Source organism: Rathayibacter sp. AY1C7, assembly GCF_002931865.1.
Classification (GTDB): Bacteria; Actinomycetota; Actinomycetes; order Actinomycetales; family Microbacteriaceae; genus Rathayibacter.
On record NZ_PSWB01000041.1, the window covers coordinates 1 to 15,702 of the forward strand.

A 15,702-nucleotide genomic window follows, 5' to 3' on the forward strand; every position below is an offset into this window, starting at 1 on the left:
CTCACTCATGCTACCGACGCTAACACGTTCCCGTTAGCGCCTCGGCGCCCGCCCCGGCCCCCGGTCCGCTCCCCGAGAGCGCCGTCGACGCCGTGCGCGCCGGGTACGCGTTCACCGGCCCGGCCCTCGAGCTCGGCGCCCTCGTCAACGGCGACGCGCGGATCGACGTGCCCGTCCGCATCCCGCTCGGCATGCTCAACCGGCACGGCCTCGTCGTCGGCGCGACCGGCACCGGCAAGACGAAGACGCTGCAGGTCCTCGCCGAGCAGCTCTCGGCCCACGGCGTCCCCGTCTTCGCTGCGGACATCAAGGGCGACCTCTCCGGCCTCGCCACTCCGGGCACCGCGACCGACGCGCTGCTCGCCCGCACCCGCGGCATCGGCCAGGACTGGCGGGCGGAGGCGGCCCCCGCCGAGTACTTCGCGCTCGGCGGCATCGGCACCGGCGTCCCCGTCCGCGCCACCGTGACGGGATTCGGCGCGCTGCTGCTCGCGAAGGTGCTCGGCCTCAACCACACGCAGGAGTCGAGCCTCGGCCTCGTCTTCCACTACGCCGAGAGCGCCGGTCTCCCGCTCGTCGACCTGTCCGACCTCCGCGCCGTGCTCACCTACCTCGTCGGCGACGAGGGCAAGGCGGAGCTCGCCGAGCTCGGCGGGCTGTCCAAGGCGACCGCCGGCGTGATCCTCCGCGAGCTGATCGCGTTCGCCGACCAGGGCGCCGACGTGTTCTTCGGCGAGCCTGAGATCGACACGGCCGAGTTCCTCCGCCTCGCCGCCGACGGGCGCGGCGTCGTCAGCCTCCTCGAGGTCCCCGGAGTCGCCGACCGACCGGCTCTGTTCTCCACCTTCCTGATGTGGCTGCTCGCCGACCTCTTCAACGACCTGCCGGAGGTCGGCGACCTCGACAAGCCGAAGCTGGTGTTCTTCTTCGACGAGGCGCACCTGCTCTTCCGCGACGCGTCGAAGGACTTCCTCGCCGCGATCACCCAGACCGTGCGCCTCATCCGCTCCAAGGGCGTCGGCATCGTCTTCGTCACCCAGACCCCGAAGGATGTGCCGGGCGACGTCCTCGCCCAGCTCGGCTCCCGCGTGCAGCACCAGCTCCGCGCGCACACGCCGGACGACGCCAAGGCCCTCCGCGCCACCGTCTCGACCTACCCTGAGAGCGACTACGACCTCGGTGAGGTCCTCCAGGCGCTCCCCATCGGCGAGGCGATCGTGACGGTCATGAACGAGCGCGGCGCCCCGACCCCGGTCGCCTGGACGCGTCTCCGCGCCCCGCTCGGCTCGATGAAGCCCACCCCCGAGGCCGACCGCGAGGCGAGCGTCCAGAGGTCCCCGCTCCTCGCGCGCTACGGCACGCCCCTCGACCGCGACTCCGCCCGCGAGATCCTCACCCGCCGGCTCGACGCCGCCGCCGACGCCGAGGAGGCCCGCGCCGCCGCCGAGCAGCAGGCCGCCGACGACGCCCGCCGCGCCAAGGAGGACGCGCGTCGCGCCAAGGAGGAGACCGCGGACGCCGCCCGCCGCGCGAAGGAGCGGGCCGCCGCCGAGCGCGCCGCCGACCAGGCCGCCGAGCGCTCCCGTCGGCGCACGGCACCGACCTCCCGCGGGACCCGCACCGCCCGCCGCGACAAGACGGTCGTCGAGGAGGTGCTGGGCTCGAGCGCCGGCAGGACCCTGCTGCGCGAGGTGGTCCGCGGGATCTTCGGGACCGCCCGACGGCGCTGAGGCGGCCCGGGCCGGTCCGGGAGACGAGGCGCTAACGGGAACGTGTTAGCGTCGGTAGCATGAGTGAGAGCGGGACGACGCGGGAGCGGATCCTCCGAGCGACGGTCGAGCTGCTGGCGGACGGCGGGCGGGACGCGGTGTCGACGCGGGCGATCAGCGCGGCGGCGGGGGTCCAGGCCCCCACGATCTACCGGACGTTCGGCGACCTGCGCGGGCTGCTCGACTCGGCCGCGGCAGCCGGATTCGCCACGGCCCTCGCCGACTTCGAGCGGAGCGAGGCGCCGGCCGACCCGGTCGACGCGCTCCGTGCCGCCTGGGATCACCACGTCGCCTTCGGACTCGCCGAACCGCACCTCTACGCGCTGATGTTCACCGCGCGGCCGGGGGAGGAGTCGGAGGCGGCGCGCCTGTCCCGCGGCGTCCTCCTCGACGCGGTCCGGGCCGTCGCCGAAGCCGGCCGCCTCACCGTCGACGTCGAGCGGGCCTCCCGCCTGCTCCAGTCGGCCGCGCTCGGCTGCACCCTCACGCTGACCGCCCTCGCCGACCCCGACGACGAGCTCTCGTCCCGCTCGCGCGAGTCCGTCCTCGCGGCGATCACCACGGCGGAGGCGGGCCCCACCGATCCCGCCGCCCGTGCGGTCGTCGCGCACGCCGTCGCCCTGCGGACGGCGCTGCCGCAGATCGAGCCCCTCAGCGCGGGGGAGCGGCTCCTGCTCGACGAATGGCTCGAGCGCATCGCCGACTGACGGCCGGCGTCGCCGGAGGGTCCGTATCGCCGCCCTGTCGTCCGCGTTGTCGTAATACGGATGGCGACGGGCACGATCCGGGACCGGCTCCTACGGTCGGACCATGTCGCGAACCATAGCCGAACTCTTCTTCCGCCCCGTCTGCGCCGCCTGCTCGGCCCCGCTCGTCGCCCGCCGTGGCGCTTTCTGCTCCGACTCCTGCGCGCGGACGAACCACCTCTACGGCTGATCTCCCGCAATCGGCGCGAGGTCGTCCGCTAAGGCTGCGTGTGCGCCGGCGGCGCGAACCCGGCGTTGCGTGAGCGCGCCGCTCCGATGGACGCCTGCGCCGGTCGACCGGGCCTCGACGATCGCCCGCACCGGTTAAACAAAACGGTGCCCGTGCTGGCGAGAGCAACGGACACCGTTCGCGGAGGATGGGGGATTCGAACCCCCGAGGGCTTTCACCCAACACGCTTTCCAAGCGTGCGCCATAGGCCACTAGGCGAATCCTCCTGGCACGACCTGAGCCGCGACTCATCGATACTAGCCGGTGTCGGAGGCTCCCGCTGACCACGACACCGACACGCCCCGCTCTCCTCGGCCGCCGTCGTCGGTTAGACTGTCACCCGGCTCCCCGCGTGGCGCCATCCAGGCCAACTCCCCCAGGGCGGAAACGCAGCAAGGGTAACCGGGCTCTGGCGGGTGCGCGGGGGGTCTTCTTCCGTTAACTGGCCCGCCTGCTCCGCCGATGGTCCGCCGCACAGCCGCTACGAGGCCCTACCGACTGCGGACGCTCCTCGACAGCCGCGCGCCATGCACGCCCTCCCATCCCTGGCCTCTACTCAGCCAGGCGGAGGGACCCCCTCGGTAGGCTGGATCCGATGGTTCAGAGCATCTACATCTCGTCCGCCGAAGGTCATTCGGGCAAGTCCACGGTCGCCCTCGGCGTCCTCGATGCGCTCAGCAGCCAGGTGCAGCGGGTCGGCGTCTTCCGCCCGATCGCCCGCTCCACCTCCGAGCCGGACTACGTGCTCGAGATGCTGCTCGGCCACTCCGACTCGGGCCTCGCCTACGAGGACTGCATCGGCGTCACCTACGAGGACGTCCACGCCGACGGTGAGGCGGCGCTCTCGCGGATCGTCGAGAGGTACAAGGGCGTCGAGGCCCGGTGCGACGCCGTCGTCATCCTCGGCTCCGACTACACGGACGTCGGCAGCCCCACCGAGCTCGGCTACAACGCCCGCATCGCCGCCAACCTCGGTGCCCCGGTCCTGCTCGTCCTCACCGGGCGGGACTCGTCCCGCAGCGAGCAGCTGGGCCAGGCGCCCGCGCGCACGCCGGAGGAGATGCGCCAGATCACGGAGCTCGCCTCGGTCGAGCTCCGCACGGCCCACGCGAGCCTCATCGGAGTGATCGCGAACCGCGCCGATCCCGACACCGCCGCCGATGCCGTCGCCGCGATCCGCGAGAGCATCCCCGCCACCGTCCCGGTCTGGGCGATCCGCGAGGATCCGTTCCTCGTCGCTCCGAGCCTGTCCCGCCTGGTCGAGGCGGTCGACGGCGTCGTCGTCGCGGGCGATCCGGAGCTGCTCGGCCGCGAGGCGCTCGGCGTGGTGATCGCCGGCATGTCCATGGTCAACGTCCTGCCGCGGCTCACCGAGGGCGGCGTCGTGATCGTCCCCGGAGACCGGCCCGAGGTCGTCCTCGCCGTGATCATGGCTTACGCCTCCGGCACGTTCCCCACCGTCACCGGCATCATCCTCAACGGCGGCTTCGAGCTGCCGGAGCCGATCGTCCGGCTGATCGAGGGCGTCGACAGCCGCGTGCCGATCGTGATGACCGAGCTCGGCACCTACGACACCGCCGTCCGCGTCACCGCGGCCCGCGGCCGCCTGGCGGCCGACTCCCCGCGCAAGCGCGACACCTCCCTCGCCCTCTTCCAGGAGGCGGTCGACGCGGTCGAGCTGCTCACCCTCCTCGACGTCGGCCGGTCCGAGGTCGTCACGCCGCTGATGTTCGAGTACGGGCTGATCGAGCGCGCGCGCATCGCCGACCGCCACATCGTCCTGCCCGAGGGCGGCGACGACCGGATCCTCCGCGCCGCCGCGACCGTGCTCAAGCGCGGCATCGCCCGGCTCACGATCCTCGGCGAGGAGGCCGAGATCCGCGCCCGTGCGGCGGGCCTCGGCCTCGACCTCGACGGCGCCCGCGTGCTGAGCACCCTCGACCCGGAGCACCGCGCGCGCTTCGCCGAGGAGTACGCCCGCATCCGCGCGCACAAGGGCATCACCTACGACCACGCCTACGACACGGTCACGGACGTCTCTTACTTCGGCACGATGATGGTGCAGCTCGGCCTGGCCGACGGGATGGTCTCGGGAGCCGCGCACACGACCGCGCACACCATCCGCCCCGGCTTCGAGATCATCAAGACGAGCCCGGGCGTCTCCGTCGTCTCGAGCGTGTTCCTGATGGCGCTCGCCGACCGCGTGCTGGTCTACGGCGACTGCGCGGTGAACCCCGACCCCACCGAGGCGCAGCTCGCCGACATCGCGATCTCGTCCGCCGAGACCGCCCAGCAGTTCGGGATCGACCCCCGCATCGCGATGCTCTCCTACTCCACCGGCGAGAGCGGAGCCGGCGCCGACGTCGAGAAGGTCCGCGCGGCGACGGCTCTAGTGCGCGAGCGCCGGCCCGACCTGCTCGTCGAGGGCCCGATCCAGTACGACGCGGCGGCCGACGCGGCGGTCGCGGCCTCGAAGATGCCCGGCTCCCAGGTCGCCGGGCGCGCGACGGTGTTCATCTTCCCCGACCTCAACACGGGCAACAACACCTACAAGGCCGTGCAGCGCTCGGCCGGCGCCGTCGCCATCGGACCGGTCCTCCAGGGTCTGCGCAAGCCGGTCAACGACCTCTCGCGCGGCGCGCTCGTGCAGGACATCGTCAACACCGTCGCGATCACGGCCATCCAGGCCGCCACCCAGGCCATCGTCCCGCCCACCGCCGCCATCCCCGTGGTGCGGTAGCGGCGACCCCGCCGCCGCCCCTCCCGACCCCGATTACCCCAGGAGTCCCCTCATGTCCGTCGTCCTCGTCGTCAACAGCGGATCGTCGTCGTTCAAGTACCAGCTCATCGAGATGACCACCGAGGAGACGCTCGCCAGCGGCCTCGTCGAGCGGATCGGCGAGGACACCGGCCGCACGAAGCACACCCGCGACGGGGAGTCGTTCGAGATCGAGGGGCCGATCCCCGACCACACCGCCGGCTTCGACGCGATGATCCGCGCGTTCGGCGAGCACGGCCCGAGCCTCGACGAGTTCCCTCCCGTCGCCGTGGGCCACCGCGTCGTGCACGGCGGCAAGCGCTTCTTCGAGCCCACCGTCGTCACCGACCTGGTCAAGATCAACATCGAGGACCTCGCCGATCTCGCCCCGCTGCACAACCCCGCCAACCTCGAGGGCATCGAGGCGGCGCAGAAGGCCTTCCCGGACGTCCCGCACGTCGCCGTCTTCGACACCGCCTTCCACCACACGATCCCGGCCGAGGCGTCGACCTACGCGCTGCCCGCCGAGCTCGCCGAGAAGCACCGCGTCCGCCGCTACGGCTTCCACGGCACCTCGCACAAGTTCGTCTCGGAGGCCGCCGCCGCCTATCTCGGCCGCCGCCGCTCCGACCTGAAGACGATCGTCCTGCACCTGGGCAACGGAGCGTCTGCCTGCGCGGTCGACGGCGGCGTCTCCGTCGAGACCTCGATGGGCATGACCCCGCTCGAGGGCCTGGTGATGGGCACCCGCTCCGGCGACCTCGACCCGGCCGTCGTCTTCCACCTCGCCCGCAAGGCGGGCCTCTCGATCGACGAGCTCGACACCCTCCTCAACCGCCGAAGCGGCCTCCTCGGCCTCACGGGTCGCGGCGACATGCGCGACGTCCAGGAGGCGGCCGAGGCCGGCGACGAGCAGGCCCGCGCCGGGCTCGAGGTCTACTACCACCGCCTCCGCCACTACATCGGCGCCTTCTACGCCCAGCTGGGCCGCGTCGACGCCGTGGTGTTCACGGCCGGAGTCGGCGAGAACGTCGCCGCCGTCCGCGCCGGCGCCCTCCGCGGCCTCGAGGGCCTGGGCATCGAGCTCGACCCCGAGCGCAACACGTCCTCCGACCGCGGCGCCCGCCGCATCTCCACCGACGACTCCCGCGTCGCCGTCCTCGTCATCCCCACGAACGAGGAGCTGGAGATCGCCCGGCAGTCCTTGTCGGTCGTGTAGCGGCGGAGCCGCGACACGACTCGCGGTCGGCTTCCGGGGGTGGCGGCTCCCGTGGAGCGGCTCCTGTCGGGCTGTCCTGAATCGCTCGCACGCGATTCCGGGTCGCGGCCCTCTGCCGAACACGCGGCGACCCTCGCTGGTCGAGTAGCCGCGGGACGCGGCGTGGCGAGAGCCACCGAGTACGAGGGGGATCTCGATGCGCCCGCTGTGCAGGCTGCTCCATCCGCAGGAGCCGGCCGAGGAGCCCCGGCTCAGGGCAGCAGGCGCGCGTCGCCCGCGTAGAGGTTGAAGCCGGAGCCGCGGCTGAAGCCGATCAGGGTGAGGCCGGAGTCGCGAGCCAGGTCCACCGCCAGCGACGACGGGGCACCGACCGCGGCGAGCAGGGGGATGCCGGCCATCACGGCCTTCTGCACCAGCTCGAACGAGGCGCGCCCCGACACCTGCAGCAGCGTCCCCCGCAACGGCAGCCGCCCCTCCCGGAGCCCCCAGCCGACCACCTTGTCCACGGCGTTGTGCCGCCCGACATCCTCTCGGAGCACCAGCAGCGAGCCGTCCGCGTCGAACAGCCCGGCCGCGTGGACGCCGCCCGTCCGCTCGAACACCGCCTGCGCCTCGCGGAGCCGATCGGGGAGCGAGACCAGCAGCTCCCGCTCGACCCGCAGGTCGTCCTCCGCGACGCTCCACGCCGAGTCGGTGGCGACCGCCTCGAGCGACGCGAGCCCGCACACTCCGCACGAGCTCGTCGTGTACACCGACCGCTCGCGCTCGAGCAGCACGGCCCCCCGCCCGCCGCGGACGCTCGCGTCGACCACGTTGTACGTGTTCTCGCCCGGACCGGAGCCGCTCGCGCAGTAGCGCATCGCCGCCAGCTGCTCCGACTCGGTGAGCACCCCCTCGGACACCAGGAATCCCGCGACCAGGTCGAAGTCGTCGCCGGGTGTGCGCATGGTCACGCTGAAGCGCCGTCCGCCGACGCGGATCTCGAGCGGCTCCTCGACGGCCAGGACGTCCTCGCGGCGGCGGGGCGGATCGTCGGCGCGGACGGCGGTCAGGCGGGTGCGGGCGACACTGCGGCTCATGGGTCTCCTCAGGCGGTGGAGGTCATCCTCCCACCGGGAACCGGGAGCGATGCCGGGGTGCGGACGTACGATGCAGGAATGGTCGATGACGCCGAGCCCCGCGAGAGTCCGATCGACGAGAGCCGCCTCTCCGTCCGATCGCCGAAGAGACGCGCTGTCGGGATCCCCGGCGTCGCCCACGCCCTCGAGATCTCGCTCAAGCAGATGGGCCCGGTGCGCAGCGCCGAGACGCTCCTGCGGGTGAACCAGAAGACCGGATTCGACTGCCCGGGCTGCGCCTGGCCGGAGGGCGACAAGCGCCACGTCGCCGAGTTCTGCGAGAACGGAGCGAAGGCGGTCGCCGAGGAGGCCACGCTCCGCACCGTCACATCGGCGTTCTTCGCCGCGCACCCCGTCGCGGAGCTGGAGGAGTGGGACGACTTCGCGCTCGGCCAGCAGGGCCGGCTCACGGAGCCGATGCTGCTCGAGGAGGGCGCGACGCACTACCGGCCCGTGGGCTGGGACGAGGCGCTCGACCTCGTGGCCGAGGAGCTGCGCGCCTGCGCGAGCCCCGACGAGGCGATCTTCTACACGTCCGGCCGGACCTCGAACGAGTCGGCCTTCGTCTACCAGCTGATGGTCCGCGGCTTCGGCACGAACAACCTGCCCGACTGCTCGAACATGTGCCACGAGTCCAGCGGATCCGCCCTCACCGAGACGATCGGGATCGGCAAGGGCTCGGTGAGCCTGCGCGACGTGGAGCGGGCTCCGCTGATCATCGTCGCCGGCCAGAACCCCGGAACGAACCACCCGCGGATGCTGACCGCGCTGGAGCGCGCCAAGCGCGCCGGCGGCACCATCGTGGCCGTGAATCCGCTGCCGGAGGCGGGGCTGCTCCGCTTCCAGAACCCGCAGACCGTCCGCGGCACCCTGGGCGACGGCACGGCCCTCGCCGACCACTTCCTCCAGGTCCGGCTGGGCGGCGACCAGGCCCTGTTCCAGGGTCTGGGCAAGGCGCTGCTCGAGTCTGAGGAGGCGCGCGGCGACGTCTTCGACCACGCCTTCATCCGCGAGAGCACCGGCGGCCTCGCCGAGTACCTCCACGGGCTGCGGGAGGTCCAGTGGGACGAGATCGAGCGGGCGAGCGGGATCGACGAGACGCGCATCCGCACCGTCGCCGAGCTGATCGCGGCGTCCGAGGGCACCGTCGTCTGCTGGGCGATGGGCCTCACGCAGCACGCGCACTCGGTCGCGACGCTCAAGGACGTCGTCAACGTGCTCCTGCTCACCGGCAACATCGGCAAGCCCGGCGCGGGCGTCTGCCCGGTGCGCGGCCACTCGAACGTGCAGGGCGACCGCACGATGGGCATCTTCGAGCGGATGCCGGACTCCTTCCACGACGCGCTCGACCGCGAGTTCTCCTTCTCCTCCCCGCGCGTGCACGGGACGGACACGGTCGCCGCGATCCGGGCGATGCGCGACGGGAAGGCCCGCGTGTTCATGGGGCTCGGCGGCAACTTCGCCCGGGCGACGCCCGACAGCGGAGTGACGGAGGCGGCGATGCGCTCGCTCGCCCTCACCGTCCACGTCTCGACCAAGCTCAACCGCTCGCACGTGGTCACCGGCCGGCGCGCGCTGATCCTGCCCACCCTCGGCCGCACCGACTCCGACGTGCAGCGCTCGGGCGAGCAGCGGGTCACGGTCGAGGACTCGATGAGCGCCGTGCACGCCTCCCGGGGCCGCCTGCGCCCGCCGAGCCCGGGCCTGCGCTCGGAGGTGGCGATCCTCACGGGGATCGCGGAGCGGCTGCTCGAGGGCCGCGAGAACGTCCCCCGGGTCGACTGGGCGGGACTGCGCGACGACTACCGCCGCATCCGCTCGCACATCGCCAACGTCGTCCCCGGTTTCGACGGCTTCGAGGCCCGGATCGACGTGCCCGGCGGCTTCGTCCTCCCGCACCCGCCGCGCGACTCGCGCCGCTTCGACACCCCCTCCGGTCTGGCCCGCTTCACCGCGAATCCGCTCGAGTACCCGCGGGTTCCGGAGGGCAGGCTGCTGCTGCAGACGCTGCGCTCGCACGACCAGTTCAACACCACGATCTACGGCAAGGACGACCGCTACCGCGGGATCCACGACGGCCGCCGGGTGGTGTTCGTCCACGCCGACGACGTCGCCGAGCTGGGCTTCGCGGACGGCGCGATGGTCGACCTGGTCTCGGAGTGGCCCGACGGCGTCGAGCGGCGGGCGGAGGCGTTCCGCGTCGTGGCGTACGACACGCCCCGCGGCTGCGCGGCCGCCTACTACCCGGAGACGAACGTCCTCGTGCCGCTGGACTCGACCGCGAAGATCAGCAACACGCCTACCTCGAAGTCGGTCGTGATCCGCCTCGAACCGGCGGCGTAGGCCTCACCAGGGCAGCGGCAGCAGGCGCACGGAGTCGCCCGCTGCCGCTCCCGGTGCGGGCACGACGGCGACGGCCTCCGAGGCGGCGAGACCGGTGAGCATGTGCGAGCGGATGCCCGCGGAGGCCCGCCAGCCGTCCTCTCCGGAGGAGACGGGCACGAGCACCGTGGCCCCCGCGCGCCCGAGCGGCTCGGCGAGGACGCCCCGCCCGAGGAGTCGGGCAGCGGCGCCCGACGCCGCGTCGAGGGCCGGCGGCAGGAAGGAGAGCGCCGCGAGGAGTGCGGCGAGCGGATTGCCCGGCAGCGCGATCACCAGCGTCCCTCCCGGCAGCAGCGCAGCCATGGTCGGGTGGCCGGGGCGCATTCCGACGCCGTCGACGAGGACGCGCGCGCCCACCGCATCGAGGGCGCGACGGACCGCGTCCACCCGGGAGCGCCCGGTCCCGCCCGTCGTGAGGAGGATCGGCGCCGTGCCCGCCAGCAGCGTCCGTGCGATCGCCTCCTCGTCGTCGCCGCGGCGCACGACCTCTCCCACGGCTCCGCCCGAGAGCTCGACCAGCGCGGGCAGCAGCGGCGTGAACGCGTCGCGCACCCGTCCGGCGGGCGGCATCCCCTCGGTGTCGACCTCGTCCCCCGTGAGGAGCAGGTCGACCGCGGCGGGCGGGCGGACGTCGAGCGCGTCGATCCCGGCGACCGCGAGCAGGGCGAGGTGCGCGGGAGTGAGGCGGGTCCGGGCATCGACCAGCACGGCTCCGCGGGCGGCCTCGTCGCCCGCGCGCCGGACGTGGCGGCCGGGCGGGAGGGGCGCCCGCGCCGTGAGCAGGTCGTCGCGGACCGCGCCCTGCTCGGACGGCAGCACCGCGTCGCTCCAGTCGGGCACGGCGGCTCCGGTGACGATCGGAGCGGCGGTGCCGTCCTCGAGCGGCCAGGGCCCGGGTCCGCGCACGGCCCAGCCGTCCATGGCCGAGGAGTCGTAGTGGGGGAGCGGCCGGGCGGCGGTGACGGCGCGGTCGAGGACGGCTCCGCGGGCGTCGAGGAGGGGGACTGTCGAGACGCCGGAGCGCGCCACCGCTTCGCCGACGATCCGCCTGGCCTCGTCCCAGTCGGTCGCCTCGTGCCCGTGCGCGCTCATCCCGTCCATTCTCCCGGGGCTCGGGGCGGGCCCTGGGCATGACCCGCCCCGTCGGTCATCCCAGGTAGCCGTTCGGGTTCAGCACGAACTTCTTCGCGGCGCCCTTGTCGAAGTCGGCGTATCCGCGGGGAGCGTCGTCCAGGCTGATCGCGGTGGCCTGGACCGCGTCGGCGATGTGGACCCGGTCGTGCAGGATCGCCATCATCAGCTGCCGGTTGTACTTCATGACCGGGCACTGGCCCGTGGTGAAGGACAGCGACTTCGCCCAGCCGAGCCCGAGGCGGATCGACAGCGAGCCCTCCTGGGCCGCCTCGTCGACTCCGCCCGGGTCGCCCGTGACGTAGAGGCCCGGGATGCCGAGGGCGCCGCCCGCCGCGGTGATCGACATCAGCGAGTTCAGCACCGTCGCCGGCGCCTCCTTCCCCGAGTCGGCGCCGTTGCCGTGCGCCTCGAAGCCGACGGCGTCCACTCCGCAGTCGACCTCGGGCACGCCGAGGATCTGCTCGATCTGGCCGGCCGGATCGCCCTTCGAGACGTCGACCGTCTCGCAGCCGAAGGAGCGCGCCTGCGCCAGACGCTCCTCGTTGAGGTCCGCGACGATCACGACGGCCGCTCCGAGCAGCTGCGCTCCGACCGCCGCGGCGAGTCCGACCGGTCCCGCTCCTGCGACGTAGACCGTGGACCCGACGCCGACCCCGGCGGTCACCGCGCCGTGGAAGCCCGTCGGGAAGATGTCCGAGAGCATCGTCAGATCGAGGATCTTCTCGAGCGCCTGATCGCGGTCCGGGAACACCAGGAGGTTCCAGTCGGCGTAGGGGACCATCACGTACTCGGCCTGCCCGCCGACCCAGCCGCCCATGTCGACGTAGCCGTACGCGCTGCCAGGGCGGTCCGGATTCACGTTGAGGCAGATGCCGGTCTTGCGCTCCTTGCAGTTGCGGCAGCGGCCGCAGGCGATGTTGAACGGCACGGACACGATGTCGCCGACCTTGACGAACTCGACGTCGGGGCCGACCTCCACGACCTCGCCGGTGATCTCGTGGCCGAGCACGAGGTCCGACGGAGCGGTGGTGCGGCCGCGGACCATGTGCTGGTCCGAGCCGCAGATGTTGGTGGAGACGGTGCGGAGGATGGCGCCGTGCGGCAGCTTCCGCCCGATGTTCGCCGGATTGACGCCGGGTCCGTCCTTCAGCTCGAAGGTGGGGTAGTCGATGTCGATGACCTCGACGACTCCGGGGGACTTGTAGGCGACGGCTCTGTTGCCTGACATGCGGGGCTCCTTCAGATGGACGACCGCGGCGCAGTCGGCCGCGGGAGTCCTGCGCCGCTCTCGGTTCGAGCCGCGGCACCGGGACTCGGGGGAACCGTACGGCGTCGGCCTGATGCCGGATCGAGGCCGGTGGAGTACCGTCTCAGGAGGCGTGCGGACGCTCGTCCACCGCCCGGTGCGAGGCCGCGAGCGCCGCGTCGAGCGCGTCCCGGCCGCCCCCGGCCCGGCCCGCCGCGTAGCCCGCGAGGAACGTGGTCAGCGGAGCCGCCGGCCGGACCACTCCGTGCGCCGCGCGACCGGCGAGGGCGAGCAGGGCGTCCGGGTCCACCGGGACCTCGCCGAGGCCGAGCGCGGAGCACAGCTCGGCCCACCAGCCGGCGAGCACCTCCTCCGTGGGGCGGGCGCCGTCGGAGGCGGAGGGGCGGGGGCCGGTCGTGTCGTCCATCCGCTCAGTCTGCGCCGCGCGGGCCCGGCAGGTCGATCCCGTGCCGGAGCGCGTCGGCGGGCGCGTCGACGTCGTCGGTCGTCCCTCCGGGCACCGTCACGAGCCGCGGGGGAAGGTCCCGGAGGAGGGCGCGCACCGAGGCGCCGTCGGGATCGCCGAGCGCGGTGAGCGCTTCGACGAGGGCCGCTCGCCGGTGCACGCCGAGGAGCTGCTGGGCTCGGCCGCTCGCGTCGACGGCCAGGAGGGAGGCCTCGACGGCGCTCGATGCGACCTCGAGCAGCGTGTGCACGGCGGGAGCGGGGGCGACGAGATCGGCGGCGAGCACGACGACCCAGTCCGGAGCGCCCGGGCGGTCGAGCAGAGGCAGCGCGGCGGCCAGGCCCGCGACCGGGCCGCCGAACGGCGGATCCTCCTGGACGAGCTCGGCGCCGTCGACGGCCTGTGCGAGCGACGACGGTCCGGCCACGACCCTCCGCTCGGCTCCGCGCACGGCTGCGAGGGCGGTGCCGAGGAGCGTCGACTCGCGGTGCCGGAGGAGCGGCTTGACCGCGCCGCCGAGGCGGGAAGCGCGTCCGCCGGCGAGCATGACCGCGTCGAAGCGGGGGAGCGGAGGCGGCGGGAGCACGGGACCGAGGCTACGCGCGCTCCGGTCTCCGCCGTCCCGGCTCCGGTGTCGGAGGTCGCGGCTACTCTTGTCGGGTGGTAGCAGCCCTGTATCGCCGGTACCGGCCCGAGACGTTCGCCGAGATGATCGGCCAGTCCCAGGTGACGGATCCGCTCATGACGGCGCTCCGCACCAACCGCGTCAACCACGCCTACCTCTTCAGCGGCCCCCGCGGCTGCGGCAAGACCACCTCGGCGCGCATCCTCGCCCGCTGCCTCAACTGCGCGACGGGCCCGACCGACACCCCCTGCGGCGTCTGCGACAGCTGCGTCGAGCTCAGCCGCGAGGGCCAGGGCTCGCTCGACGTGGTCGAGATCGACGCGGCGAGCCACAACGGAGTCGACGACGCGCGCGATCTGCGCGAGCGCGCCATCTTCGCCCCGGCGCGCGACCGCTTCAAGATCTTCATCCTCGACGAGGCGCACATGGTCACGCCGCAGGGCTTCAACGCGCTGCTCAAGATCGTGGAGGAGCCGCCGGAGCACGTGAAGTTCATCTTCGCGACCACGGAGCCGGACAAGGTCATCGGCACGATCCGCTCGCGCACGCACCACTACCCGTTCCGGCTCGTCCCGCCGGCGCAGATGCTCGACTACACGCAGGAGCTCTGCGAGCGCGAGGGCGTGCACGTGGCGGCCGGCGTGCTGCCGCTCGTGGTCCGCGCGGGCGGCGGGTCCGTCCGCGACACGCTCTCCCTGCTCGACCAGCTGATGGCCGGCTCCGAGGCCGAGACCGTCGAGTACGAGCGGGCCGTCGCCCTCCTCGGCTACACTCACGGCGCCCTGCTAGACGAGGTGGTCGACGCGCTCGCCGAGCACGACTCCGCCGAGGCGTTCGGAGCGGTCGACCGCGTCATCCAGACGGGGCAGGACCCGCGCCGCTTCGTCGAGGACCTGCTCGAGAAGCTCCGCGACCTGATCGTCGTCGCGGCGACCGGGGGCGCGGCCTCGGCCGTGCTCCGCGGCGTCTCGCAGGACGAGCTCGACCGCATGGCCGGCCAGTCGCGCGCGCTCGGCCTGGCCGAGCTCTCCCGCATCGCCGACGTGGTCAACGAGGCCCTCACCGAGATGACCGGTGCGACCTCGCCGCGCCTGCACCTCGAGCTGATGATCGCCCGAACCCTGGTGCACGGCACCGGCGCCGGCATCGCGCCGGTCGCGGCCCAGGAGGAGCGCCCGCGGCACGTGGCCCCTCCGCGCGAGACCGCGGCGCCCGCCCCGCGGTCGTCCGAGGCGTCGCGCGCGTCCGAGCCGTCCCGTGCGCCCGAGCCGTCCCGTGCGCCCGAGCCCCACCACGCCTCGCACGCCGCCGCTCCCGGCTCGGTGCCCGAGACCATCGCGGCCGCTCCGCGCACCGAGGCGCCGGTGACCGCGTCCGCACCGGTCGCCGCGCCGCCGGTGACGGCGCCCGACGAGACGGCGGCCGCGCCGGAGGCGGACGAGTCCGCGTCGGCCGAGTCAGGACGCCCCCGCGCGACGACCGCCGCGGCGGCTCGTCCGGAGCCGGTCGGGCAGGAGCCGTCGGATCAGGCCGCTGCGTCCACTGAGGCGCCCGCCGCCTCCGCACCCGCTGCGGCCGCGGGCGACGCTTCCGCCGACGGCGCGGTCACCCTCCAGCGGATGAAGGACACCTGGCCCGAGATCCTCGAGGTCGTGCAGAAGGCGAAGATGACCGCCTGGCTGGTGGCCTACACCGCCCAGGTGCGCGCCCTCAAGGACGACGTGCTGACCCTCTCGTTCCCGAGCCAGAACGACGTCGAGTCGTTCAAGATGCCGGGAACCGCTGGGCAGCCCGGAGTCAGCGAGTACCTGCGTCAGGCGATCCAGCAGGTCCTCGGCCTGCGGGTGAAGTACATCGCCCGCGTCGAGCCTCGCGCCGCCGCCCCGGAGGCCGAGCGCGCCGCCGTCGAGGCGACCGCCGCGCCCGCCCCGGCTGCGCCGATCCCGGCCGCGACCGGCTCCGACGGCTGGGCCACGGTGGCGATCCCCGCCGATCCGACCCCTGCGGCCG

Annotated in this window: 12 protein-coding genes, 1 tRNA gene and 1 other RNA gene; 8 read left to right on the top strand and 6 right to left on the bottom strand. The window is 73.5% G+C overall.

Annotation, left to right across the window (positions count from 1 at the left end; all coding sequences use genetic code 11):
- Nucleotides 1-92: 92 nt before the first annotated feature.
- The 3 genes from C5C69_RS16005 to C5C69_RS17340 all read left to right on the top strand — a co-directional run bounded on the left by C5C69_RS16005 (nt 93) and on the right by C5C69_RS17340 (nt 2,705).
- Nucleotides 93-1,730, top strand: a complete 1,638-nt coding sequence (locus C5C69_RS16005) for a helicase HerA-like domain-containing protein (protein ID WP_104248355.1) — start codon at nt 93-95, stop codon at nt 1,728-1,730.
- A 59-nt stretch (nt 1,731-1,789) separates the two neighbouring features.
- Entirely contained in the window at nt 1,790-2,476 is a 687-nt protein-coding gene (locus tag C5C69_RS16010; protein WP_104227474.1) for a TetR/AcrR family transcriptional regulator, read from the top strand.
- Nucleotides 2,477-2,579: 103 nt separating this feature from the next.
- Nucleotides 2,580-2,705 carry a hypothetical protein gene (locus tag C5C69_RS17340; RefSeq protein ID WP_258062975.1) on the top strand — a complete coding sequence of 42 codons (126 nt, stop codon included), beginning with the start codon at nt 2,580-2,582 and terminating at the stop codon, nt 2,703-2,705.
- A gap of 181 nt (nt 2,706-2,886) precedes the next feature.
- Here C5C69_RS17340 and C5C69_RS16015 read toward each other — a convergent pair.
- A tRNA-Ser gene (locus tag C5C69_RS16015) sits at nt 2,887-2,971 on the bottom strand.
- A 112-nt stretch (nt 2,972-3,083) separates the two neighbouring features.
- Here C5C69_RS16015 and ffs point away from each other — a divergent pair.
- The 3 genes from ffs to C5C69_RS16030 all read left to right on the top strand — a co-directional run bounded on the left by ffs (nt 3,084) and on the right by C5C69_RS16030 (nt 6,721).
- Nucleotides 3,084-3,180: signal recognition particle sRNA small type (gene ffs, locus C5C69_RS16020), an RNA gene on the top strand.
- Nucleotides 3,181-3,339: 159 nt separating this feature from the next.
- Nucleotides 3,340-5,484 carry a phosphate acetyltransferase gene (pta, locus tag C5C69_RS16025; RefSeq protein ID WP_104227473.1) on the top strand — a complete coding sequence of 715 codons (2,145 nt, stop codon included), beginning with the start codon at nt 3,340-3,342 and terminating at the stop codon, nt 5,482-5,484.
- 52 nt (nt 5,485-5,536) lie between these two features.
- Nucleotides 5,537-6,721, top strand: a complete 1,185-nt coding sequence (locus C5C69_RS16030) for an acetate/propionate family kinase (protein ID WP_104227458.1) — start codon at nt 5,537-5,539, stop codon at nt 6,719-6,721.
- A 251-nt stretch (nt 6,722-6,972) separates the two neighbouring features.
- Here C5C69_RS16030 and fdhD read toward each other — a convergent pair whose 3' ends face one another.
- Nucleotides 6,973-7,800, bottom strand: coding sequence for a formate dehydrogenase accessory sulfurtransferase FdhD (gene fdhD, locus C5C69_RS16035; RefSeq protein WP_104234530.1), 828 nt, complete (start codon nt 7,798-7,800; stop codon nt 6,973-6,975).
- Between the two features lie 78 nt (nt 7,801-7,878).
- Between fdhD and C5C69_RS16040 the strand changes: the two genes are divergently transcribed.
- Nucleotides 7,879-10,182 carry an FdhF/YdeP family oxidoreductase gene (locus tag C5C69_RS16040; RefSeq protein WP_104234531.1) on the top strand — a complete coding sequence of 768 codons (2,304 nt, stop codon included), beginning with the start codon at nt 7,879-7,881 and terminating at the stop codon, nt 10,180-10,182.
- A gap of 3 nt (nt 10,183-10,185) precedes the next feature.
- Here the strand turns inward: C5C69_RS16040 and C5C69_RS16045 are convergent, their stop codons facing one another.
- The 4 genes from C5C69_RS16045 to C5C69_RS16060 all read right to left on the bottom strand — a co-directional run bounded on the left by C5C69_RS16045 (nt 10,186) and on the right by C5C69_RS16060 (nt 13,653).
- Nucleotides 10,186-11,313 carry a molybdopterin molybdotransferase MoeA gene (locus C5C69_RS16045; RefSeq protein WP_181127075.1) on the bottom strand — a complete coding sequence of 376 codons (1,128 nt, stop codon included), beginning with the start codon at nt 11,311-11,313 and terminating at the stop codon, nt 10,186-10,188.
- Nucleotides 11,314-11,368: 55 nt separating this feature from the next.
- Nucleotides 11,369-12,583 carry a formaldehyde dehydrogenase, glutathione-independent gene (gene fdhA, locus C5C69_RS16050; RefSeq protein ID WP_104225123.1) on the bottom strand — a complete coding sequence of 405 codons (1,215 nt, stop codon included), beginning with the start codon at nt 12,581-12,583 and terminating at the stop codon, nt 11,369-11,371.
- Nucleotides 12,584-12,725: 142 nt separating this feature from the next.
- On the bottom strand, nt 12,726-13,028 hold the full coding sequence (locus tag C5C69_RS16055) for a DUF6457 domain-containing protein (protein ID WP_219812392.1): 303 nt from the start codon (nt 13,026-13,028) through the stop codon (nt 12,726-12,728).
- A 4-nt stretch (nt 13,029-13,032) separates the two neighbouring features.
- Nucleotides 13,033-13,653, bottom strand: a complete 621-nt coding sequence (locus C5C69_RS16060; RefSeq protein ID WP_258065324.1) for a molybdenum cofactor guanylyltransferase — start codon at nt 13,651-13,653, stop codon at nt 13,033-13,035.
- Between the two features lie 74 nt (nt 13,654-13,727).
- On the opposite strand from C5C69_RS16060, the gene C5C69_RS16065 reads away from it, so the two are divergent.
- Nucleotides 13,728-15,702, top strand: a 1,975-nt coding sequence (locus C5C69_RS16065; RefSeq protein ID WP_104258284.1) for a DNA polymerase III subunit gamma and tau, incomplete at its 3' end; no start/stop codon positions are given.